General features: G+C 61.1%; 26 protein-coding genes. 14 read left to right on the top strand and 12 right to left on the bottom strand.

What is annotated here, in order from left to right:
• Positions 1-3 precede the first annotated feature (3 nt).
• The 8 genes from kynB to G7047_RS15700 form a co-directional block, all read right to left on the bottom strand.
• Positions 4-672, bottom strand: a complete 669-nt coding sequence (gene kynB, locus G7047_RS15735) for an arylformamidase (protein ID WP_240939147.1) — start codon at positions 670-672, stop codon at positions 4-6.
• A 40-nt stretch (positions 673-712) separates the two neighbouring features.
• Positions 713-1,048 carry a YkgJ family cysteine cluster protein gene (locus G7047_RS15730; RefSeq protein WP_205904640.1) on the bottom strand — a complete coding sequence of 112 codons (336 nt, stop codon included), beginning with the start codon at positions 1,046-1,048 and terminating at the stop codon, positions 713-715.
• A 110-nt stretch (positions 1,049-1,158) separates the two neighbouring features.
• Positions 1,159-1,491, bottom strand: coding sequence for a thiosulfate oxidation carrier complex protein SoxZ (gene soxZ, locus G7047_RS15725; protein WP_166307260.1), 333 nt, complete (start codon positions 1,489-1,491; stop codon positions 1,159-1,161).
• A 26-nt stretch (positions 1,492-1,517) separates the two neighbouring features.
• On the bottom strand, positions 1,518-2,030 hold the full coding sequence (locus G7047_RS15720; protein ID WP_166307257.1) for a thiosulfate oxidation carrier protein SoxY: 513 nt from the start codon (positions 2,028-2,030) through the stop codon (positions 1,518-1,520).
• A gap of 2 nt (positions 2,031-2,032) precedes the next feature.
• On the bottom strand, positions 2,033-3,370 hold the full coding sequence (locus tag G7047_RS15715; RefSeq protein ID WP_166307254.1) for an FAD-dependent oxidoreductase: 1,338 nt from the start codon (positions 3,368-3,370) through the stop codon (positions 2,033-2,035).
• Complete coding sequence (locus tag G7047_RS15710; RefSeq protein ID WP_166307251.1) at positions 3,367-4,464, bottom strand: YeeE/YedE family protein; 1,098 nt, start codon at positions 4,462-4,464, stop codon at positions 3,367-3,369. Before G7047_RS15710 ends, G7047_RS15715 begins: the two co-directional genes overlap by 4 nt.
• 1 nt (position 4,465) lies before the next feature.
• Positions 4,466-5,770 (bottom strand): NAD(P)/FAD-dependent oxidoreductase, encoded by a 1,305-nt coding sequence (locus tag G7047_RS15705; RefSeq protein WP_166307248.1) that lies wholly within the window; start codon positions 5,768-5,770, stop codon positions 4,466-4,468.
• 2 nt (positions 5,771-5,772) lie between these two features.
• Entirely contained in the window at positions 5,773-6,138 is a 366-nt protein-coding gene (locus G7047_RS15700; RefSeq protein ID WP_166307245.1) for a c-type cytochrome, read from the bottom strand.
• Positions 6,139-6,540: 402 nt separating this feature from the next.
• Here G7047_RS15700 and G7047_RS15695 point away from each other — a divergent pair, with 402 nt between their 5' ends.
• The 13 genes from G7047_RS15695 to G7047_RS15635 all read left to right on the top strand — a co-directional run bounded on the left by G7047_RS15695 (position 6,541) and on the right by G7047_RS15635 (position 17,905).
• Positions 6,541-6,855, top strand: a complete 315-nt coding sequence (locus G7047_RS15695; protein ID WP_166307242.1) for a FeoA family protein — start codon at positions 6,541-6,543, stop codon at positions 6,853-6,855.
• 33 nt (positions 6,856-6,888) lie between these two features.
• On the top strand, positions 6,889-8,787 hold the full coding sequence (locus tag G7047_RS15690) for a ferrous iron transporter B (protein ID WP_166307239.1): 1,899 nt from the start codon (positions 6,889-6,891) through the stop codon (positions 8,785-8,787).
• A gap of 58 nt (positions 8,788-8,845) precedes the next feature.
• Complete coding sequence (locus tag G7047_RS15685) at positions 8,846-9,112, top strand: FeoB-associated Cys-rich membrane protein (protein WP_166299498.1); 267 nt, start codon at positions 8,846-8,848, stop codon at positions 9,110-9,112.
• Positions 9,113-9,430: 318 nt separating this feature from the next.
• The gene (locus tag G7047_RS15680; protein ID WP_166307236.1) at positions 9,431-10,168 is read left to right on the top strand and encodes a succinate dehydrogenase/fumarate reductase iron-sulfur subunit; all 738 of its coding nucleotides are present in this window, start codon (positions 9,431-9,433) and stop codon (positions 10,166-10,168) included.
• Position 10,169: 1 nt separating this feature from the next.
• Positions 10,170-10,505: a succinate dehydrogenase gene (locus tag G7047_RS15675; RefSeq protein WP_166307233.1), complete on the top strand. Its 336-nt coding sequence runs from the start codon at positions 10,170-10,172 to the stop codon at positions 10,503-10,505.
• On the top strand, positions 10,502-10,846 hold the full coding sequence (locus tag G7047_RS15670; RefSeq protein WP_166307230.1) for a succinate dehydrogenase: 345 nt from the start codon (positions 10,502-10,504) through the stop codon (positions 10,844-10,846). Before G7047_RS15675 ends, G7047_RS15670 begins: the two co-directional genes overlap by 4 nt.
• A gap of 1 nt (position 10,847) precedes the next feature.
• Positions 10,848-12,587 (top strand): L-aspartate oxidase, encoded by a 1,740-nt coding sequence (locus G7047_RS15665; protein ID WP_166307227.1) that lies wholly within the window; start codon positions 10,848-10,850, stop codon positions 12,585-12,587.
• Positions 12,588-12,598: 11 nt separating this feature from the next.
• Positions 12,599-13,534 (top strand): fumarate hydratase, encoded by a 936-nt coding sequence (locus G7047_RS15660; RefSeq protein ID WP_166307224.1) that lies wholly within the window; start codon positions 12,599-12,601, stop codon positions 13,532-13,534.
• Positions 13,528-14,235 (top strand): fumarate hydratase C-terminal domain-containing protein, encoded by a 708-nt coding sequence (locus G7047_RS15655; protein ID WP_166307221.1) that lies wholly within the window; start codon positions 13,528-13,530, stop codon positions 14,233-14,235. Before G7047_RS15660 ends, G7047_RS15655 begins: the two co-directional genes overlap by 7 nt.
• 47 nt (positions 14,236-14,282) lie before the next feature.
• Entirely contained in the window at positions 14,283-15,116 is an 834-nt protein-coding gene (locus tag G7047_RS15650) for an amidohydrolase family protein (protein ID WP_166307218.1), read from the top strand.
• A gap of 29 nt (positions 15,117-15,145) precedes the next feature.
• Positions 15,146-16,027 carry a LysR family transcriptional regulator gene (locus G7047_RS15645; protein ID WP_166307215.1) on the top strand — a complete coding sequence of 294 codons (882 nt, stop codon included), beginning with the start codon at positions 15,146-15,148 and terminating at the stop codon, positions 16,025-16,027.
• A 122-nt stretch (positions 16,028-16,149) separates the two neighbouring features.
• On the top strand, positions 16,150-17,166 hold the full coding sequence (locus G7047_RS15640) for a tripartite tricarboxylate transporter substrate binding protein (protein WP_240939146.1): 1,017 nt from the start codon (positions 16,150-16,152) through the stop codon (positions 17,164-17,166).
• Complete coding sequence (locus G7047_RS15635; protein WP_166307212.1) at positions 17,156-17,905, top strand: sulfite exporter TauE/SafE family protein; 750 nt, start codon at positions 17,156-17,158, stop codon at positions 17,903-17,905. Before G7047_RS15640 ends, G7047_RS15635 begins: the two co-directional genes overlap by 11 nt.
• A gap of 70 nt (positions 17,906-17,975) precedes the next feature.
• Here G7047_RS15635 and G7047_RS15630 read toward each other — a convergent pair whose 3' ends face one another.
• Together G7047_RS15630 and G7047_RS15625 are read right to left on the bottom strand one after the other, a co-directional pair.
• A complete protein-coding gene (locus tag G7047_RS15630) occupies positions 17,976-18,974 on the bottom strand; it encodes a tripartite tricarboxylate transporter substrate binding protein (protein WP_166307209.1) in 999 nt (332 codons plus the stop codon).
• 58 nt (positions 18,975-19,032) lie between these two features.
• Positions 19,033-20,670: a thiamine pyrophosphate-binding protein gene (locus G7047_RS15625; RefSeq protein ID WP_166307206.1), complete on the bottom strand. Its 1,638-nt coding sequence runs from the start codon at positions 20,668-20,670 to the stop codon at positions 19,033-19,035.
• 134 nt (positions 20,671-20,804) lie between these two features.
• On the opposite strand from G7047_RS15625, the gene G7047_RS15620 reads away from it, so the two are divergent.
• Positions 20,805-21,683, top strand: coding sequence for a LysR family transcriptional regulator (locus G7047_RS15620; RefSeq protein ID WP_240939145.1), 879 nt, complete (start codon positions 20,805-20,807; stop codon positions 21,681-21,683).
• A 23-nt stretch (positions 21,684-21,706) separates the two neighbouring features.
• Here the strand turns inward: G7047_RS15620 and G7047_RS15615 are convergent, their stop codons facing one another.
• Entirely contained in the window at positions 21,707-22,063 is a 357-nt protein-coding gene (locus tag G7047_RS15615) for a YkgJ family cysteine cluster protein (protein WP_166307200.1), read from the bottom strand.
• A 101-nt stretch (positions 22,064-22,164) separates the two neighbouring features.
• On the bottom strand, positions 22,165-22,428 hold the full coding sequence (locus G7047_RS15610; RefSeq protein WP_166307197.1) for a hypothetical protein: 264 nt from the start codon (positions 22,426-22,428) through the stop codon (positions 22,165-22,167).
• Positions 22,429-22,434: the final 6 nt, after the last annotated feature.

Below are 22,434 nucleotides of genomic sequence, written 5' to 3'. Positions count from 1 at the left end.
GCGCTAGACGACAAGTTCGCGCAGGATGGCGCGCACCGGCGAGGCATCGGCCGTGGTGAGCTTGAGCGGCAGGGCGATGAGTTCGTAGTCGCCTTCCGCGACGTCGTCGAGCACCAGATTCTCGAGCACGCGCATGTCGCGGCGGCGGAGGATCTGGTGCGAATCCAGCGTCTTACTGTTGGCCGGGTCGATGCTCGCGGTGTCGATGCCGATGAGCCGCACGCCAAGGTCGGCCAGCCGCTCGACCGTCTCGGGCGCATAGGCGGTGAGCTCCGCGTCCCAGCGGTCCACGGGCATGCGGCGGTAGGTGCGCACCAGCACGCGCGACGGCAGGCCGTTCACTGCATGCGCGATGTCTTCCCAGCGGATCAGCGCGCCATGGCCGATGGCATGGATCACGCGGCAGGGGCCGATGTAGGCATCGAGCGGCACATGGCCCGCCGTCGCGCCCTGCGCGTCGTAGTGCAGAGGCGCATCGGCATGCGTGCCCACATGGGGCGACAGCGTGATCGTCGCCACGTTCACCGGGCAGCCCGGTGAGATGGTGGCGTTCCATTGCTGCGAGTATTCGGTGTCCCCCGGAAAGACCGGCGTGCCGACATGCACGGGGGCGGAGATGTCCCAAATTCTGGGGCTGCTGGCGTGGGATGGTGGGGATTGCGAATCGCTCATAGCGTGCATCGTACCGTGATGCACAGCGTTTGTGACCATGCTATGCCGCGAGTGGATCATCCAGCACCGGCATGCCATGCCGAGCCCGCGCCCGCTGGCAGGCATCTGACCCAGCCTCGAATTCGCGGCAGGGCGAGGGCCGCCACTCATAGATGCCGCAGGCGGCCTTCACGCCAACCTTACCGGTAAGCGCTGCGCAGCGCGGCGAAGCATGATCGGTGCCGCGCATGCGGGCGGTGTAGTCGGTGACCGGAACCACCAGCCCATCGGGCACGCTGCCGCCGCATTCCTGCGTTTCCTCGACTGCAAAATCGACGCGAAAACTGGCGCAGCAGGCGCCGCAGGTGAGGCAGGGATGTTCTGAAGAGGAGGTCATTTGGGCAGCGATGGCCGGTGTTTTCGCGGGAGCTGCCATTATTTCGCAATCGGGGTGTGGTTTCATCCATGCATGAAAGAGCCAGACACCCCGATTCAACTATCCGCCGTTCAGGCGACTGCAATGGCTTTCTTGGCGCTCAGCGTTTCCCCCGTATCGTCCTTCCACAAAAAATTCAGATCGCCGCTTTCGCGTGCCAGAAACGTGAATTCGATGTAGGGGTTCTGCGAGATGCTGATGCCGGGTTCCCAGATGAACAGCAGCGCGTTGCCGAGGCGGGCCTCGAAGGCCGTGACGATGTTGCGTGGGCGGATCTTGCCGTCGGCGTCGGTGCGCAGGCCGCTTTCCATGATGTGTTCGATCTGGGCGCGCACGCGGATAACCTCGCCTTTTTTCGGCGTGGCGTTGCTTACCCAGATGCGTGGGGGTTTGCCGTTGTTCATGCGATTGTCTCTTTCACGTTTCTCCTTCACATTCCGCAGCCGCTGGCGGCCACGGTGACGGCTTGTTTGGCCGCGAGCACCTGGCCGCTCTTCATGCGGGCGAGTGCGTGGAGGGTCTGCGTCTGCGACAGGCGAACGCGCACTGCGGCTTCGGCCGTGCCGTTGGCCTGGGTGAACTTCACGCGGCAGGCGAGGGGCGAGGGGTTGAGCTCGGCGAGCACGATAATTTCTTCGCACCAGTCCTTGTCGGTGATCGGCAGATCGACCTTGACCTTGACGGGTACGGCGCTCGGGTTGTCGGCGAGCACCGAGACGTCGAGCCACAGGCCCTCGGTCTTTGGCGTTTTGCCGCGCGTGAACTCGTCGAGCATCTTCTTGAACTCGACCGGATTGGGCGCGAGCGGGCCGACCAGTGGCGACTTGGCTGCGGGCTGCGCAGTCGTCTGCGCGACGGCCGGGAGCGTGAGCGCTGCACCGGCACTCGCGGCGCCCGCGATCAGCGTGCGGCGAGTGACGTGCTTGTTGGATGTTGCGCTCATCGTCAGATCGCCAAAAAGTCACTGAACTTGCTGCGGGCCCAGGCGAAATCTTCCTTCACCAGATCGGCGGTGCGCACGTCCATGTCGATCTGCGTCTGGATGACCTTACCGGTGGGATCGACCTCGTATTCGAACTTCACCGAGATCTCTTCCTGCGGGTCGCCGTTGACCATCATGTAGCAGAGGTTGTCGGGCAGCAGCAGCGTGACTTCCTTGCCCGCCACGCGCTGCGCGATGTTCTGCGCGACGATGCGGCCGATGTAGTTGGCCACGTGGCCGCTCTTGGGGTAGTGGCCGAACTGGTCGGAGATGGTGCCCATGAGGTCGCCAACGAAATAGACGTTCTCGTCGCTGCGCGCGTTGAACAGGCGCGGGTGCATGTCGGCCCAGCCGGTGGGCTTGCCGTCGGGAGTCTTGCCGATGAGATCGGCATGCCAGACCATTTCGGCGGCCTGATGGGGGGGCATGAGGATGGCGTCGTCAAACTTGAACTCGCCCGCGGCGGTCTTGATCTTCTTGTTGAACGGATCGACCTCCTGCACGCGCGCGTTGGGCACGTGGGTGATGATGTCGGGATACAGCTCGTCGAAGGCCTGCTTGTAGCCCACGCCGATGGGCGCGATCTTGGGCTTGGGGTCGAGAATGACGATCTTGCCGGGGATCTTGTTCTTCTTGATGTGCCATGCGATCAGGCAGGCGCGCTCGTAGGGCGAGGGCGGGCAGCGGTGCGGTGGCGGCGGCAGCGTCATGACCAGCGTGCCGCCCTTGAAGTCCTTGACCTTCTGCTTGAGCGCGAACATTTCCTGATTCGGAATGTAGGCATTGGGGAAGTGCTTGCGCGTGTAGTCGATGGCGCGCTGGTCGTTGCCGAACCACGCCTCGTAGTCGTTGCGGATGCCGCCCGAGAGGATCAGGTAGTCGTAGTCGATCACGCCGAGTGAGGTGCGCACCAGCTTCTTGTCGCGCTCGAAGCCGTTGACCTCGCACTGCAGCAGCTTGTAGCCGTATTTGTTGGCGGGACGCAGCATGTCGTGGTTGACGAAGTCGGTGTTCACCACGTCGATGAGCCACTTGTTGCTCATCGGGCCGGACCAGAATGTGGGGTTGCGCTCGAGCAGCACCACGTCGGAGTTGGGGATCAGCTCGCGCAGATAGCGCGCGGCGGTCATGCCGCCCCAGCCGCCACCGCAGATCACGATGCGCGGGCCCTTGCCTTCGCGCGGGAGGATGCGCGATTGCGGCGTAATGATGGTGGGGGCCGCCATGGCAAGACCCGGAGCGGCCGCCGCTGCGCCCAAAGCGAGTGCGGATGGCGTGATGAGGAAATTGCGACGTTTCATGCTGGTAGTCCCTCTGGTTGCGTGTGAAAAATGGTGGATTGAATCTGGATTGTCAGCACCGCACCGGCCGCGATGCCGAACACGGCGGGCAGGCTTGCAATGGCGAGCGTCGAGAGGCCGCTGAGGCCTTGGCCGATAGTGCAGCCCACGGCCAGCACACCGCCCAGGCCCATGAGCAGGCCGCCGATGGCGGATGCGGCAAAGCGCGCAGGGCTGTCGAATCCCTCCCAGCGCGCGGTGCGCGTGACGAGCGCCATGGCGGCCGCGCCGCAGAGCGTGCCGACGACGATGGCCGGGCCGATGTTGAGCGTGCGCCCCACGGCCAGTTGCAGATAGAGCAGCGCTTCTGCGACCGGGCCGACGAAGCTCAGTGAGGTGAGCGGAACGGGCTCGAACGGGTCGATGCCGACATGCCCGGTGATCCACCAACCAGCGGCTACCAGCGCACCTATGACGATGGCGCCGACCAGTTGCGCGGCGCTGCGGCGCAGGGCCGGTTGCCACAGGGCGTAGGCAAGCAGGGCCGCCACGGGCAGGCCCACGGCGACGATCAGCGCTGCCATGCTCGGTAGGCCAGCGCCTTGTTGAAGCAGTGCGGGCAATGTGGCATGTGGCAGCGTGACGAGGCCAAAGCCCTGCAGCCACTGGCGCACCGGAAACAGCACGCCGGTGAGCGTGGCCTGCGCGGCCATTGCCATGCACAGCAGGGTGATCAGCGCACGCAGATTGCCGCCCGCGAGCAGCACCAGCGCGCGGGCACCGCAGGCGCGCGCTAGCGTCATGCCGATGCCGAACAGCAGGCCGCCGATCAGCATGCCGACGACGGAGATATTGCCGCGCACGGTTTGAGCTGTTCCGAGATCGATCTGCCCCGCTTGGGCCAGCCATTGGGTGGCGAGCAGTGCGATGGCCAGTGCGAGTGCGAATGCCTGCAGCGCGGGAGCGCCGTGACGGCGGGCTTGCGGCGCGGTGGGCGTGAGCCATTCGCGCAGGCCGCGCAGCAGGCAGAAGCGGCTCAAGCGTGCCGCCGCGCCAAACGCGCAGCCAAGTGCGAAACCGGCCCAGAGGAGGGTGGAGTTGGAAGAGGCGTCCATGTCAGCGGTCCCAGATGTCGGCGCTGATGGCGGCGTACCAGGTCGCGCCGTAGCGTGCCTCGGCCGCGCGGAACGCGGCGTTTCCGTCCATCGGGCTCACGCCGCCGGAGTCGGGCATTTCGATGAGCTTGCCTTCTTGCGCGCGGTACACGCCCGCGACGGAGATGCCGTAGTCCGTACCGATCAGGCTGTAGCAGGTGTTGGCGTACACAGCAGCGGGCAGCGGTCTGCCGGTGAGTTCCGTGGCGATAGCGGCTGCGGCCAGCTTGCCTTGCGTATTGGCGGCAAAGCCTGACTTGGGCATGGGCGCTGCAATGGTGGCGTCGCCCAGTACATAGACGCCTTTGACCTGCCGAGACTCAAAGGTCTCGGCGCGCACGGGCACCCAGCCGCTCGCGTCGGTCACGCCTGCGCGTTCGGCGATGAAGCCCGCTTTCTGCGGCGGAATCACGTTGAGCACGCTGGCCTTGTGGCGTGTGCCGAAGTTGGTCTCGACCTCGAGCGTGGCTGCATCAACACGCGTGACGAGGCCATCGTCCGCAAGGCCCACCCATTCGATCATGTCACCGTACAGCACCTTCCAGCCCTGCTGGAACTGCGCCTTTTTTGAAAAATTGTCCTTGGCGTCGAGCAGCAGGACTTTGCTGCGCGGCTTGTGCTGTTTGAAGTAGTGCGCCACCATTGCCGCGCGTTCATACGGGCCGGGCGGGCAGCGGAACGGGTTGTCGGGGATGGTCATGACGAAGGTGCCGCCGTCGTCCATCGCCGCCATCTGCTTGCGCAGCAGTTGCGTCTGCGCACCGGCCTTCCAGGCATGCGGCGCCTTCTGTGCGGCCTGCTCGTCATAGCCTGCAATGGCGTTCCAGCGCATGTCCACGCCGGGTGAGAGGACGAGGCGGTCATAGTTGAGAGACCGGCCGTTCGATAGCTTCACGGCGCGCGCGGAGCTGTCCACGTCTTCCGCGCGCGCGTGGATTACATCGATGCCCGCAGCGCGCAGGCCGTCGAAGCCGTGGCCGATGCTCTCCCAGCTGCGCAGACCCGCAAGATAGAGATTGGAGAAAGGGCAGGTGAAGAAGCGCGGTTCGGGCTCGACCAGCGTGATGCGCAGTTGCGGCGCATATTCGCGCAGATAGCGTGCGGCCGTGGCCCCGCCGAAGCCGCCGCCGATGACGACGACATGGGCGGATGCGTTCTGCGCGCGCACCCAGCCCGGCGCAGCCACGGTGGCGGCGCCTGCGAGCGCGCGGGTCAGCACTGCGCGGCGATCGATGGTGTCGATGGTGTCGACGGAGTGGGAGGGCATGCTCATTGCTTGGCCCCCATCAGCGTGGCAGTGGCGGGATTGGCAAACCACTGCGCGAGCGCGTCGATCTCGTCGTCGGCGTAGCCCTTCATCAGCCGGGTCATGACGGTGGCGTCGGTGGCCTTGCCGGTCTTGAAGTTCCGCATGCGCTGCTGCAGGTGGGCGGCGGTGGCGCCGCGCAGTGACGGGATCTCGCCGACCGAGCGGCCATCGGGCCCGTGGCAGTTGGCACAAGATGCCGCGAGCAGCGCCACGTCCTGTGCGCGCAGGCGCGCTTCGGTGGCGGCGAAGGTGCCCAGCGGAAGAGCCAGCAGCAACGCGAGGCCCATCGCGTGATGGAGTGCAGTCAATAAAAGGGTCGGTGGCATGAAGGCGGGTTCCCTGAATGCCAATGCGCGCAAAGCCACTGAAGCGAGGCAGGCGCGCGCGGGCATCCGATGCGGTCAACGGAGGGCAAACAAAGTTTGGGCGTTGCGACGGACGCTGGCGAATGCAAGCACGGGATGGGCACAAAGGCAGGGGGTGTCCCTCTCAGCCGTCACGCGGCACAAGCAGAGCTGTCGGATGCCGGGAATTTTAGGGAGACCAGCACCTGAGCATTTTCAATAGTTGACTCCCGATACGGAGATTGGCTTTTTGGCGCTGGCCGGGCGCGACTTTGCGCGTTACGTACTGATGCACACCAAAGGGGCACTTGCTGAATTCCACCTTATTTTGTCTGGTCTCTTTTAGAATGAGAATTAAAACCATTCAGGACCGAGCAAGAAGACATGCGAGTACAGCCACAAGAATCAAGCGGGCAGCCACTTTCAAGCGGTTTGACGGCATCTGCCGCCATCGCTCTGGACACGCTTGGACGCCGTCAGGAGGGAGTCGTCATCGCTCTCAAGCCTGCGAGCGACGAGCGCGAGAAAGAACTGGTGCTCCGTTTGATGGAGATTGGTTTCCTGCCGGGCGAGCAGGTGCGCGTGCTCGCCACCGGCTTCCCCGGTGCCGACCCGCTCGCGATCCGCGTGGGGCAGGCGACATTTGCGTTGCGCCGCGACGAAGCGGCGTTCGTGCTGGTGCAGCCAGCCAAGACCTGACGGCAAAGACAAATCGAGATACGAGGGCAAGAGATGACGACTAGCGCAAGCAATCAACCAGCTTCGGGCAGCGCACTGCATGTGGCGCTGCTGGGCAATCCCAATTGCGGCAAGACGGCGCTGTTCAACCTGATGACCGGCGCGCGCCAGAAGGTGGCGAACTACGCGGGCGTGACCGTGGAGCGCAAAGAGGGCTGGCTCACCACGCCGGGCGGCAAGCGCGTGCGCATGCTCGACCTGCCGGGCGCCTACAGCCTGCACGCGCAGAGCATGGACGAAGCCGTCACGCGGGATGTGCTGCTGGGTCGCCGCAAAGGCGAGCCGCTTCCGGAGCTGGTGGCCTGCGTGACCGATGCGACGCATCTGCGCCTGAATCTGCGCTTGGTGCTAGAAGCCCGCAACCTCGGCCTGCCGATGGTGCTGGTGCTCAACATGACCGACATGGCCAAGAAGCAGGGTATCGAGATCGACCAAACCGTTCTGTCGCGCGAACTCGGCGTGCCGGTGATTTCCACCGTCGCGGTGAAGGCCGATGGTGCGCAGGACCTGCTCCAATGGATCGACGCCGATCAGCTCAAGAGCGCCATTCCTGCCAAGAAGGAAGAACTCAAGGGCGATGCCGCACAGCGCGTGCTGGAGCTGCACGACGAGGTGCGCCGCATTCTGGATTTGGCCGTGAAGACGCCCGCCGTGCAATTGGTGCGTGACGACAAGATCGACGCCATCGTGCTGCACCCGGTCTGGGGGCTGGTGCTGCTGGCGGTGCTGCTGTTCCTGATCTTTCAGGCGGTGTTCGCATGGGCGGCCGTGCCCATGGACTTCATCGATGCCACGACCGCATCGGCCGCAGAATGGCTGAAGGCCCACATGTCGGACGGCCCGCTGCGCAGCCTTCTGGCCGATGGCGTGATCGCGGGTGCCGGTGGCGTGTTGGTGTTCCTGCCGCAGATTCTGATTCTGTTCTTCTTCATTCTGGTGCTCGAAGATTCGGGCTACCTGCCGCGCGCCGCATTCCTACTGGACCGCGTGATGGGCACGGTCGGTCTGTCGGGCCGCTCGTTCATTCCGCTGCTCTCGAGCTTCGCCTGCGCGATTCCCGGCGTGATGGCCGCGCGCTCGATCCCGAGCTGGCGCGACCGGCTCGTCACCATCATGATCGCGCCGCTGATGACCTGCTCGGCGCGGCTGCCGGTCTATGCGTTGCTCATCGGCGCCTTCATTCCGGAGCGCACTGTCGGCGGTCTGTTCAATCTGCAAGGCCTCGTGCTGTTCGCTCTGTATATCGCGGGCATCGTGAGCGCCATGGCGGTCGCCTATGTCGCCAAGCGCTTCGGCGCACGCCAGGGCCGCGCAGCGCTGATGATGGAATTGCCCGCCTACCGCTGGCCCAGCATCCGCAGCCTGATCATCGGCCTGTACGAACGCGCCATCATCTTCTTGAAGCGCGTGGGCGGTATCATCCTTGCGTTGACCATCGTGCTGTGGTTTCTGTCCTCGTTCCCCGGCGCACCGGACGGCGCGACCGAACCGGCCATCACCTACAGCCTCGCGGGCCGCATCGGCGAAGCGATGGCGCTGGTCTTCGCGCCCATCGGCTTCAACTGGCAGATCTGCATTGCGCTGGTCCCCGGTATGGCCGCACGCGAAGTGGCGGTGAGCGCACTTGGCACCGTGTACGCGCTGTCCGCATCGGGCGACGACACTGCGGCCCAACTGGGCCCGCTGATCGCAAGCCAATGGTCGCTGGCCACCGCGCTGTCGCTGCTCACCTGGTTCATCTTCGCACCTCAATGCCTCGCCACCTTGGCCACGGTGCGCCGCGAGACGAATAGCTGGAAGTACGTGGCGATCATGGCAGGGTATCTTTTCGGCCTCGCCTACATCGCCTGCCTGATTGTTTATCACGCAGCGGTGGCGCTGGGCTGGGGTTGAGGCCTCGGCCTCAATGGCTCGGTCGCCCTTGCGTGTAGTTGATTGGAGATTGGTTCACATGACTCAAACCATCGTTGTCGGACTCGTCGTCGCCTTTGCGGTGCTGTATGTGCTGTGGCGCTACATGCCGCAGAAATGGCGCAACCCACTGGGCAAGATCAACCCCAAGCTTGCTCAGACCACGGGGTGCGGGAGCGGATGCAGCAGTTGTGACAGCACGCCGGGCACCGGTGGTGGCTCGTGCCACAGCAGCAGTCCGCTGGAGGCACAGGATTCCAAGCCCATCGTGTTTCATGAGCGGGCGGGTGGTCACAAGGGCGCATGAGCCTCTCGAGTCAAGTGACTCTCAATGCCACGAAGGCCGTCGAAAGACGGCCTTTTTTGTTGGAAGAACGCAGGATTTTATTCAATGAAACAGAAGTTATTGAAATTTATCTTCAATGTTTTAAGTGAAATCGGGAGGTCGATGCGTGTCACGAAGTGCATTGAAAACCACAGGTTTTTCCTGATTCTTGAGGGGTTCTGTGTGGGGTTTATGGACTGAATTAAGTTCAGAAAATATCAAGTTATTTTGCATTGATTCATAAAAACTAGATTTATAGAATCACTCTCACAACGGCGTTTCAAGTCATGTGAGAGAAAAATGGAAACAGATAAACCCACGAACCCGAGACAACTCACAGTCAGCATCGCACGAGGTGTTGACGACAACACCCGCTACACGACCTACTCGGTACCGTGGCGCGAGAATCAGACCGTGCTCGACGTGATCACCGAGATCCAGCGCACACAGGAGCCCGATCTCTCCTATCGCTTTGCATGTCGCGTCGGTGTGTGCGGATCGTGTGCGATGACCGTCAACGGCAAGCCGCGCTGGACCTGCCGTACCCATGTGAGCCGTGTGGAGGACAACGGCTCCATCGTGATCGAGCCGCTGCGTAATCTGCCGCGTGTGAAGGACCTTGTGGTCGACATGCGCGAGTTCTTCGACAAGTGGAAGAAGGCGGGAAACACCTTCGTCGGCACCGCCACCCGCAACGATCCTCCCGCTGCCGTACTGCCGCAAAGCAAGCAGCGCAAGCTTGCGGATGCCGCCATCGAGTGCATCAACTGCGCGGTGTGCTACGCGGCCTGCGACGTGGTTTCGTGGGACAAGGAATACCTCGGACCCGCAGCGCTCAATCGTGCGTGGACGTTGTTCAATGACGAACGCCACGCCGATCCCAAGGACGTGCTAAACAAGGCCATGTCGGGCAGCGGTTGCAACTCCTGCCACACGCAAGGCAGTTGCATGACGCATTGCCCCGTGAGTCTCAGCCCGACCGGCAGCATCGCCGGGCTCAAGCGCAACGCGCTGATGAGTTTTCTGAAAAGGGGCTGACATGGAAGCCCGTTTGTTTGCGCTTCAGCGCTTCACTGCGATGCTCATGGCGCCCTTCGTTATGGTGCATGTGGCCGTGATCATCTATGCGGTGCAGGGCGGGTTGACCGCTGGGGAAATCCTCTCGCGCACCAAAGGCAACTGGATCTGGATCCTGTTCTACGGCTTGTTCGTGCTCAGTGTTGCGCTGCATGTGCCGATCGGGATCCGCAACGTGTTGGTGGAGTGGCTGCGACTGGGGCGCGGCGTGGCGTTTGCCATCAGCGCGCTGTTTGGCTGTGTGCTGCTGGTACTTGGCTGGCGTGCGGTGGCGGTTGTCGGAGGACTGGTGTCATGAAGAGTTCGCATACACACCAAGGCTACTGGGCGTTCATTGGTCATCGCCTCTCCGGCATTGCGCTGGCGGTGTTTCTTCCCGCGCATTTCTACGTGCTGGCGATGGCGCTTGATGAGGCCAAACTCGATGGCTTTCTCAAGCTGGCCGAAATGCCGGCGATGAAGTTCGGCGAATGGGGCCTGGTGCTGCTGCTGTCCATGCACATGTTCTTCGGGCTGCGTCTGCTGGCGCTCGAACTGCTCCCCTGGAGCTCCACACGCGATGCGCGCATCTCGTGGATCGGATGGGGCTTTGCCGCGTCGATGGCGATTGGTCTGGTGTTTGTAGCGGGGGTGATCTGAGATGAATGTAGAAAATCACAAGACGGACATTCTGATTCTGGGGACGGGCGGCGCGGGGCTGTTTGCTGCGCTGCATGCCAAGAAGGCCGATCCATCGCTGCGCGTGAGCGTTGCCGTGAAGGGGTTGCTGGGCAAATGCGGCTGCACGCGCATGGTGCAGGGCGGATACAACGTGGCGCTCTCATCGGGCGATTCGGTGGAGCGCCATTTCATGGACACGATTGAAGGCGGCAAGTGGCTGCCGCGTCAGGACCTGGCGTGGAGGCTGGTGGAAGGGGCTGTCGAACGGGTGCGTGAGCTCGAAAACGAGATCGGTTGCTTCTTCGACCGCAATCCCGACGGTTCATTGCACTCGAAGGCTTTCGCTGGTCAGAGCTTTGACAGAACGGTGCACAAGGCCGACCTCACTGGCATCGAAATCATCAACCGCTTGATGGAGCAAGTGCGGGCCGTTGAAGCCGAAGAGTTGGAGGAGCACCGCGCGATTGAACTGATTCCGGCGGCAGATGGTTCGGGCATCGCGGGTGTGCTGTTCATCGATATGCGCACCGGCGCCTATCGCTTTGTGCAGGCCAAGGCCGTGTTGCTTGCGACCGGTGCAGGGCCCACCATGTATCGCTATCACACGCCATCGGGCGACAAGACTTGTGACGGCTTGGCAATGGCACTGCGTTACGGGTTGAAGTTGCGCGATATGGAGATGGTGCAGTTCCATCCCACGGGATTGCTGGGCGGCCCCGACACGCGCATGACTGGTACGGTGCTGGAAGAAGGCTTGCGTGGTGCGGGTGGCTACCTGCTCAACGGCGATGGCGAGCGCTTCATGAACAACTACGACAAGCGCGGCGAACGTGCCACGCGCGACGTGGTGAGCCGCGGTATCTACGCGGAAATGCGCGCGGGGCGCACTGGCCCGATGGGCGGTGTGTATATCCAGATGAGCCATCTTGGTCCGGAAAAAGTGGCGAAGACTTTTCCCGGCATGGTCAACCGCTGCAGCGACTGTGGCTTTGACCTCGCGGGCGGCAAGGTCGAAGTGGTGCCCACCGCGCATTACCTGATGGGCGGCGTGGAGTTCAACGTGGATGGTTCCACCGCATCGCCCGGATTGTTCGCCGCTGGCGAAGACTGCGGTGGAGTGCACGGCGCGAATCGCCTGGGTGGGAACGGCGTTGCCAATTCCACTGTTTTCGGCGGTATTGCAGGCGACGCAATGGCTGCATTCGTGCAGCGCGAAGGCGTCTGGCGCGAGCCCGACAAGCGTGTGATTGCACGTGGCATTGAACGGGCGGAGTATCCGTTCTCCAAGCCCATAGGCCGCATCCATGAATTGCGCGATGCGCTCTCCCAGACCATGTGGGACGACGTGGGCGTGCTGCGCCACAAGGAGGCGATGGAGCGCGGCCTCGGTGCGGTCGCCGGCCATCGTGATGCGTTGCGCCATATCGGAGTGAATGATGGAGATCGCCGCTACAACGTGACGTGGCATGACTGGCTCAACCTGGAGAGTCTGGTGGATATCTCCAAGGTCATCACGATCTCCGCACTCGCGCGCGAGAACAGTCGGGGCGCTCATTTCCGCGAAGACTTTCCCGATGCGGGCGATCTGCATACCAGCTGCTACACGCGTGTGGGCGCGGTGGAGGACGAGGTGTCGCTCGAGATGGTTCCCGTTTCCTTCGACATCGTGAAGCCCGGTGAATCACTCATCGAAGGCGAAGCAGGCATTCCCACGAACTGAGGTCATAACCGATGAACATTCCAATAGACAAAGTGCAGGAAGCGGCGCTTGAGATCATGCGCCGCGCAGCCATCGAGATTCCACCGGACTACCGCGAAGGCATCAAGGCGCTGCAGAAGAAGGAGACCGGCAAGCTCCCACGTTTCGTGATCCACGCCATGCAGGACAACTGGGATGCTGCCGACGAGGATCGGCGCCCCATGTGCGCCGATACGGGATTGCCACGCTACTACGTGAAGGTGGGTAACAACGCCTCAGTGGAAAACGGTTTCGTGGCCGTGGAGCGTGCCTTGCGGCATGCCACGGCGGAGTGCACCGTCACCATTCCTTTGCGCCCGAATCGTGTGCATCCGCTCTGGCGCACCGATCACAACAACAATGTCGGTATCAACGCGCCCGAGGTGGAGTGGTCGTTCGAGCCTGACATGGACTGGATCGACATCACCACCGTTCACAAGGGCGGGCTATTCGGCAGCGATTACCGCATGCTTTTTCCTGGTGACGGAATAGATGGCATCAAGCGATTCTTGCTCGATACGCTGATAGCGTTCGGAAAACGCGGTCTCGCATGCCAGCCAGCCATCGTGGGAATAGGCCTTGGTGGCTCCAAAGACACTTGCATGCAGTTGGGGAAGCAGGCCGCCTGCCTGCGCACGGTGGGTGATCGCAATCCCGACCCCAAGGTGGCCGAGCTTGAACTGGAGCTGATGCAACTGGGCAATTCCATCGGCATGGGAGCGATGGGCTTTGTGGGCTCTGGCATGGTGGTGGACTGTCACATCGAGTGCGGTTACACGCATACCGGCGGCATGCCGATCAGCGTGCACACGTTCTGCCTGTCTTCGCGCCGCTCGACCGCGCGGGTTCATGCAAGCGGTGAAATCGAGTACCGCACAGATCCACAGTGGTTCACACCTTATCTGCGCAGGGAGACAGTCGAATGGTGAACAACAACGGCAATGATGGGAATGATGGGAATGAGGACGACATCAAAGTCTTCCATCTGAATCTTCCCGCCAAACGAGAGGACATCGCGAAACTGGAGCTGGGCTCCGCGGTGTATCTCAACGGCATCGTCTACACGGCGCGTGAAGGCATTTACAAGCGCGTTCTGGATGAAGGCATGGAACTGCCAGTCGATCTGAAGTCGCTGAGCAATGTGAACTTTCACTGCTCACCTGCCGCCGCGCCCGATGGTGACGGTGGCTACAACGTGGGCGCGGTGACGGCCACCGCTTCATTCCGTTTTTCCAAATGGATTCCAAGATGGATCGAGAAGACGGATTGCCGCATTCTGATCGGCAAGGGTGGTATGCCTGCCGAGGACTACAAGAAGGTGCTCGCACCCGGCGGCGCGATCTATCTGACGACGGTGGGCTATGGCACGGGCGCGTTGCTCGGGCGCGGGATCAAGCGGGTGCGCGAGGTGCATTGGCTGGACGACCTGGGCATTGCGCAGGCGATGTGGCTGTTCGAGGTGGAGAACTTCGGCCCGTTCATCGTGGAGAGCGATCTGGATGGCAATTCGCTGTTTGCGCAGCATGCCGAAGTCATCAATGAAGGCATCGAGAAGCTATACGCAGGGCTCAAGCCACCAGCGCTGCACCGCTACGGTGAAACCGACAACCGCCGCAATGAAGTGATGTGACGCGAGCGATGATTCGGTGCAGTTCAATCAAACAGGGAGACAGGTGAATGATCATTGATTTTCGTTTGAGACCACCCGTAGGCGGGTTTCTGGACACGCTCATGTACTCTGCGGGAGAGAGGCGTGATGGATTCACGCGCACCGTGGGGTTCGAGCCATCGCTTGCCGCACAACAGCAATCAATGCCCATGTTGCTGAAGGAAATGGATGCTGCCGGCATCGGGCGTGGTGTGGTCGTGGGGCGTCTGGCTGGCGTGCTTGGCAGCGTGTCCAACGATGACGTCCGTGCCATCGTCAGCAGCAACCCCAATCGATTCATTGGGGCGGCATCCATTGATCCGACCAATCGCCGAAAGGCATGTGACACGATCGATACGGCCCTCGAAGATGGCTTCAAGCTCATCAACATCGAGCCGGGATCGTATCCGATACCGATGTATGCCGATGATCGCCGTCTCTATCCGATCTACGCGCATTGCGAAGACCGGAAGGTGCCTGTGATCATGATGGTGGGCGGAACGGCAGGGCCTGATCTGAGCTATTCCGATCCGATCCGCACCGACCGCGTTCTCACCGACTTTCCCAACCTCAACGTGGTGGTCGCACACGGTGGCTGGCCGTGGGTGAATGAAATTCTGCATCTTGGATTCCGGCGCCAGAACCTGTGGCTGTCGCCGGACATGTATTTCTCGCGCATGCCGGGCTGGGAGGAGTACGTGAAAGCGGCCGATGGTTTTCTCAGTGATCGCATGCTCTACGCCAGCTCCTTCCCATTCTGTCCGGTCCAGGGGTACAAGGAGTGGTTCGAGAAGCTGCCTATCAAGGAGGAAAACCTCAAGAAGGTGATGGGTGGAAATGCCCGCAGGCTGCTGGGCATTTAGCATGTCGGCCTTCCTTTGAAACACGAACCATGGACATCAAGACGCTTTATACGTTGATCGCCATTGCAGATCGCGGGAGCTTCGCTGAAGCAGGCAACAGCATCGGTCTGTCGCTATCCGCCGTGAGCATGCAGATGCGCGCGCTGGAAGAGGAACTGAACGTATCAATCTTCGACCGCAGCCGCCGCCCACCGATTCTTACCGATGCGGGTCTGGGGCTGGTGCACCGCGCTCGCGATCTGATCGCGCATTGGGAGAGCATGAGCGCATCGCTGAACAAGGGTTCGGCGGTGGGTCTGCTCAAGCTGGGCAGTGTGCATACCTGCGTGTCGGGCGTGTTGCCATTGGCGCTGCGGCATCTGCAGAAAAGCGGCAATGGGCTGGAGGTGCATGTGACGACGGGGCTCACTCACGATCTGGAGCGAGCGGTCTATCACCGGCAACTTGATGTGGCGATCATCACGGAACCGGAGATGCAGCGCTCGGGGCTGGAGTTTCTGCCGTTCGTGGACGAGGCATTTGTGGTGATCGTGCACAAGTCTGTCAAGGGCGATTCGGATCAGGAGGTTCTGGAGAACACGCCCTATGTGCGTTTCAATCGTTCTGCACGGGTCGGAAATCTGGTGCAGGAGGAAATCGTCCGCCGCAAGATCGCCGTGCGTTCAACGATGGAAATCGACAACCTCGAAGGCGTGATTGCCATGGTGGCAAACGGGCTCGGTGCATCGGTGGTGCCCGCGCGCGGAGTGAAGAAGGAGTTCCCTTCCACCGTCCGTGTCATACCGTTCGGTGCGCCGCCAGTCACCAGACGTCTGGGCATTCTGGTGCCAGCGGAGAACCCGCGTGCGCATCTTTCGCAGTTGCTATTGGATGCACTCAAGAGCGTATGCAACGCAAGTGAATCAAGTTAGCAGAGCGTTACGCGACTGCTTGGATCTGAATATTGAGTTTTAGGAAATCGATCTGTAGGGATCGAGGGGTGGTGTTGCGCGTGTGATTTGTGAATAAGCCCATGTCAAAAAAGGAGACAACGATGAAAGATACGTCCATATCGACCTTGCGCCCGCGCACTTCGAGCGCTTCGCGCAGGGTCATTTTCCAAGCGATTGCCAGCGCGCTGATGTTCGCACCGTTCGTGGCGGGGGCAGCGGAGTGGCCCGCCGAGAAGGTGATCAAGATTGTGATTCCGTTCTCTGCAGGGGGCGCTACCGATCTGCTTGGCCGAGCGCTGGCCGTGGAGCTGGGCAAGAACCTGAAGCAGACGGTAATCGTCGACAACAAGCCTGGCGCGGGCGGCGGAATCGGCGCGCAATCCGTGGCGAATTCGACTGCTGACGGCTATACATTGTTGTTGGCATCGGGCAGCATGTTCACCGTCAACCAGTTCATCTACAAGAAGCTTGGCTATTCACTCGCCAGTTTCGAGCCCGTTGCCAAGGTGGCCAGTGGTCCGATGGTGGTGACGGTCAACGCAGATCTTCCTGTGAAGAACACCCGCGAGCTGATTGCGTACGTGAAGGCCAAATCCGCGACGGTGGATTTTGCATCGGCGGGTGTTGGCAGCCAGACGCACATGGCGGGCGAGGCTTTCGGTGACGCTGCGGACATTCAGATATCGCATGTGCCCTACAAGGGCGAGGGACCGGCCTATGCGGATTTGATGGCGGGTGTCGTGCAAATGGCGGTTGCCAATATCAACGCGATCTCGCCCTTGCTCAAAGGTGGTCGCGTGAAGGCCTTGTCGGTCACGGGCAAGGAACGATCGCCGTTGTTGCCCAGCGTGCCGACTACGGCGGAAGACGGTTTACCCGGGTTTGAATACACGGGATGGTTTGCACTGCTAGCACCAGCGGGTACTCCAAAACCTGTCGTGGACCGGTTGCTGGCAGGGGTGAACGACGCTGTCACCCAGCCGTCCATGAAGCGCTATCTGGCCGATCAAGGTATGTACGCGTCCGTGGTCGCGTCTACTCAGCTCAAGCAGGAGATTGGCACCGAATCCGCCAAATGGAAGTTGTTGGTCGAGAAGAAAAAAATCGATGCCAACTGAGCTCATCGCACTGGCGGCGCCCGTCATCTTTCTTGCCTATTCCGTTTTTGGAATGACGGGGTTTGGTGCCGCGATGGTGGCCATTCCGGTGTTGGTGCAGTTGATGCCGCTGCAGCATGCTGTGCCGATGGTGGTGTTGTTCGATCTGGCCTGCACGGGGCTGGTTGGGGTGAAGAATTGGCGTCGAGTGTCAGTGCCTGAACTCGCGCGTGTGTTGCCCTGGATGATTCTGGGGATTGCACTCGGAGCCACTTTGCTCAGCAAGCTGCCGCCCAAATGGCCGTTGATCGCGTTGGGTGTGTTTGTGCTGATCATGTGTGTACGCAATCTGCAGGCTGCGGCGAGCGGGCGCGTGGCGCCGTTGCGTCCGTTTTGGGCCATTCCGTTTGGTGCCCTGGGCGGTGTGTTCAGTGCGCTGTTCGGCACCGGGGGGCCGATCTACACCATTTATCTGTCGCGACGCCTGCCCGATGTCGATCAGTTCCGCGCTTCCATATCTGTGATCATTTTCCTCAGCAGCGTCAGTCGTGCACTGGTCTTCGGTGCTTCGGGTGCCTACGCGGAGCATTCCATTTTGATGGTGGCCGGCATGTTGTTGCCGGTGGCGTTGCTGGGTGTATTGGTCGGGTCGAAAGTACGCACGCGAGTATCCCAGGCGATGCTCAAACGGTTCATTGTGGTGCTGCTTGCGGCGTCGGGTGTCGCAGTGCTGTACAAAGGCCTGATATTGCCGATGTGACGATCCGATTCTGGGCGTCGGGATCCCGGTGGTGCCGTGGCGAGTACCACCGGTTCTCTGGTTCATCGCTTTATTGCGTTTCGAGACCGGCCTTTCGCACCAGATCGGCATAGGTGGAAAAGCTGTTGCTCACGTATTTCTCGGTTTCCTCGGGGCTCAGAACGTGTGGAATGCCTCCGAAATTGGCGTTGCCAGCGACCCACTTCTGATTCTTAGCCACCTGTTTGAGCGCATCCGCCCACTTCTTCACGGCGTCTGGGTTCATCTTTGGCGGGCCCACCAGCGCACTCCAGCCGATGACGGCTTCCAATTGTGAAAAGCCAGCCTCGCGCGCAGTGGGAATTTCTGGAAACTGCGAGAGTCGTTCAGGCGTTGTGGTGACCAACGCGCGCAGCTTGCCACCGCTCAGCAGACCCGTCATTGAACTGAGGTTATTGCAGGCGAAGTCCACATCCTTGGTGATGACTGCCATTGCCACTTCGTTGCCACCCTTGTAAGGAACGTTGATGGCTGCGTCTGGTCTCATGTTCAGGCTGGCAAAGAATAGTTGGGGTGCGAGATTCTGTACGGTAGCGGGTCCGGAGTGGCTGTAGTTCAGCTTGCCAGGCTGTGCCTTCAATGCGTTTGCAAGGTCTGCGAGGGATCGGTAGGCGCTCTCCGGATGCACCACGCATACCACGGGGTTCAGTTCAAGTAGACCAATGTAGGTGAAATCCTTCCATTGGTATGGCGTCGTTCTGGGTTGGAGCGCGGGAAGCAGAACCTGCGAGCCGATGCGGCCTACAAGAAGGGTGTACCCGTCTGCGGAGGAGTCCTTCACGAAGGTTGCACCGATGGCTCCATTGGCTCCGGCCTTGTTAAGGACAATGACGGGTTGACCAAGAACGATCTGGGCTGCGGCGGAGAGATTGCGTGCCGCCATGTCTGCATCGCCTCCGGCACTGAAGGGAACCACCAGTTGGATGGGTTTGGTTGGATAACCTTGCGCGAGAGTTGCAGACGCGAACATACAGCCCAGACCGGCGAGAGTGACGTGGATATACGCTGACGAAGTGCGTCGCTTGATCATCTTTTGTCTCCATCTACTGTTGTGAATTCGGGCGCGTTCGTTGTCGCGCTGATGCCAGTCAGTGCGAGCTTGATGCGTTCAAACTGCCGCTGAAAACGGGAGCTGCCTGACCATCTATGGCGACATTGATGCAAAGTGGCACTGCCTTGGATGCTTCGTGCAAAGTGCGCAGAAAGTGCGTCACTTCTGCTGCGGTGTGTGCGTTGGCTCCGAGGGCTCCTAGTGCTGTTGCAGCTTCGTGGTAGCGGGCGGATTCAGCCAGCTCGCAACCGAGGAGACGTTCTTTTCCGTACGTTCTCATCTGAATCAGATGCTCAGCATTCCAGCGAAGGTCGTTGCCGATGATCGCGACGAAGGAGGCCTGCTCACGGACTGCGGTGTCCATCTCCATGAAGTGAAAACCGCTTGTTCCATCACCCATCAGCGCGACAACGGTTGATTGGGGACGGGCTATTTTTGCGGCGATGGCGTAGCAGATGCCTCCACCGATGGCTCCGGACATCCCGTTGATGACGCGGATTGGGGCGTTGCAGAAGGCCTGTGCCCATTGCCCGAATTCACCTCCATCGCATATAAGAATGGGGTCGTTCGCGCCGCCTAGAAATTCTTGGACCGCTTCACACAAGGCTTGCGGGGACAGCGCTCCGAAAGGGGGCCTCACTGCGTTCGGGATGGCTCTGCTGGCAAGCGAGTCGCTGGCTTGTCGAATCCAGTCGGCGCGCTTGGGTTGAAGGGATGCCTCGCCAAGTGCTTGCAGGGCCATCGCTGGATCTGATTGAAGCGCGGAGTGCAATCGGGTGCCGAGCATGCGACGTGATCTGTCCAGAACATGTGTGTCGGGGTCGATCACGACGATACGCGCATCCGCGTGGAATGTAGGATTGCGGCCGAAAGCGAGTGTGAAATCAAGCACCTTTCCTGCCAACACGATGACATCCGCTTGTGCGATCAATCCGGCCAGATCACCGCAAGATGGATCTTTGAGCCCGCGCGGGCTCTCCATTGGCACGATAGGCAGTTGAAGTGCGGTTTCCAGCTTGCTCCGCGTTGCATGCATATGTGCACGGGCCCATGTGGGGCCCGCCAGAATCAGCGGGCGTTCTGCGTTGGCCAGTACGTCATGCAGGGCCGTTTGATCTAGTGTGCTCAGTGATGGAAGTGCAAGTGAAGGTGTCACATCAGGGAGCCGATGGATGCCGGACTCCTGAGTCAATAAGTCAAACGGCAGAGCCAAGTGCACGGGGCCGCGTCGCGGGTTGAGTGCGATAGAGATCACTTCATCTACGCAGCGTGCCAGTTCTGCTGCACTGGTCGGGCGGTACGAAATCTTTGTGAGTGGACTGGTGATCGCGGTCTGATCCATTTCCTGAAATGCGCCGAGACCATCTTCAGCGGTGGATGAATCCCCCGAGATGAGCAGTACCGGGCTTTCAGCCTGTGCTGCCGAATACAACGGAGCCACGCCATTTGTAATGCCGGGCCCTGCCGTGAGCATTGCCACACCGATTTCGCCGGTGACTTGGGCCCATGCATCTGCCATGAACACCGCAGCAGCTTCGTGGCGTACATGAACGATCCGGATGCCTGCATCAATGCATGCGTCATACAGCGGCATGATCTGGTTTCCGGACAAACTGAAGATGGTCGTGACGTGGTGTCGCTTGAGTGCGGTGATGACCAGTTGGGATCCAAGCATGGGAACTTTCTTCAATCTGAATCGATGTCCTTACTGTAGGATTTCATCGCTTCAACATCGGTTGAATCTGAATTCAAGCTGCAGCGCAGCATCCAACTTAATGAAGGCGAGGTAGAGCCGTGCAAAGGAAGAGTTTGTCGCTGCTGCCGACGCTTCGGCAATTGGAGTTGCTGTTGTCGATTGCGGAGGCAGGCAGCATTGCGAGTGCAGGCTCGAAGATCGGAATGACGCCTTCTGCTACAAGCCATGCGTTGCGGTCCTTGGAGTCCACTTTGGGCACGATACTGGTGGATCGCAGCGCATCGACCGTTGAACTGACGCAGGCAGGCGAGCGCATTCTTCCTCATGTCCGCGATGCATTTGCCGCGCTCAATCTGGTGAAGACCACTGCAAACGCGAACGCGGGGCTTCAAGGTGGCGTGCTTGGCGTGGGTTCATTTGGTCCTAGCTCTTCGCTCAATCTGCTTCCGCCGCTGTTGGCTGCGTTTGGACTTCGGCACCCCGCAATTGAAGTGCGGGTGGCTGAGAAGTCTGATTCCGAGATCGAGCTGGACATCATCGAACGACGCGTGGAGATTGGGTTCGTCACGTTGCCCAAGCCACAGTTCGATACGCTCGCATTGGCCGTGGATGAGTTGGTGGCGGTGCTTCCCGCGCAACATTTCCTGGCTAGCAATGAAACGATTGAGCTGAGTGACCTGACGACACTCCCGCTGATTCTGACCCATGCCGGATCGCAGGAGCTGATACTGCGGATGTTCGCGCGAGCCGAATTGCAGCCACATTTTGCCCATGAGATGACGCAGTTGTTGTCGATTCTGGAGTTCGTTGCGCGCGGGCAGGGAGTGTCGATCAACGCATCGCTCGCACTTCCGACAAGCTATGCCGGAGTTGTCTATCGCAAGATCCGTCCTCGCACGGCGCGGCAGGTAGGACTGGCGTGCCTGAACGCGAAACGGTTGTCACCTGCTGCTTCAGCGTTCTGGCAACTTGCGCGATCATCGAAGAGATGAGCGCTGTGGTTTTCTATGCAGCCTCAAGCCGCGAGCGGCAATATCGGATCGTTCGGCTGCGGTGGTGGCAGGCCGTGCTTGGCGCGGGCCTCGTGGCAGCGGTCGGAGTCGTAGTCGAAGTTGCGGCAGGTCGATGAACGCTGCTCGTAGATGCGGCAGATCGACTCCACGCCGAGGCCCCCGATCAGCGCGTCGCAGCGCACCGGGAAATGTGCTGTGCCGTTCATGCGCACGCGGTTGCCGTTGACGGCATGCGTGAGCTCATCGGGCACGTCGCCGCCCATGGATTGCAGCTCGTAGACAGGGAATTCGACGCGGTAGGTGTTGCAGCAGGCGCCGCAGGTCACGCAGGGATGGAGTTCGGGTTGGCAGGAGGACATGGTGAGGAAAAAACACGGACGCGCACACGACGCGCGGGTCGGTCGTCGATGTGTCGACGATCCGGCTGGCGCAAGAAGAAAGTGAATGCGGGTCAGGGCCCTCAGGTATGCCCTTGAAGGAACTTCAGCGTGAAGGTGTGGATGCGCACATGCAGTGCGCGTACGGCGAGCGAGAGGTGCTCGCGCGGGCCATAGTGGCCGGGGATGCGTGATGCGTCGGCGCGGCGCAGGCGATGCAGCTTGCGCTGTGCGTGCTGGTGCCGCTCGGTGCGCGATTGGCAAAGAAAAAGCCTGCAGCGCAGAGCGAGCAGGCTTTTGATGGTGCGATGGTTCGGGAGCTCGGTGTGGATGTGCGCCTGAACCATGATGGT

Origin of the sequence: Diaphorobacter sp. HDW4A (assembly GCF_011305995.1) — a bacterium.
In the GTDB taxonomy this organism is placed as follows: Bacteria; Pseudomonadota; Gammaproteobacteria; order Burkholderiales; family Burkholderiaceae_C; genus Diaphorobacter_A.
The sequence above is the reverse complement of the archived record's forward strand: the minus strand, read 5'-3'. Positions and strand labels throughout refer to the sequence as shown.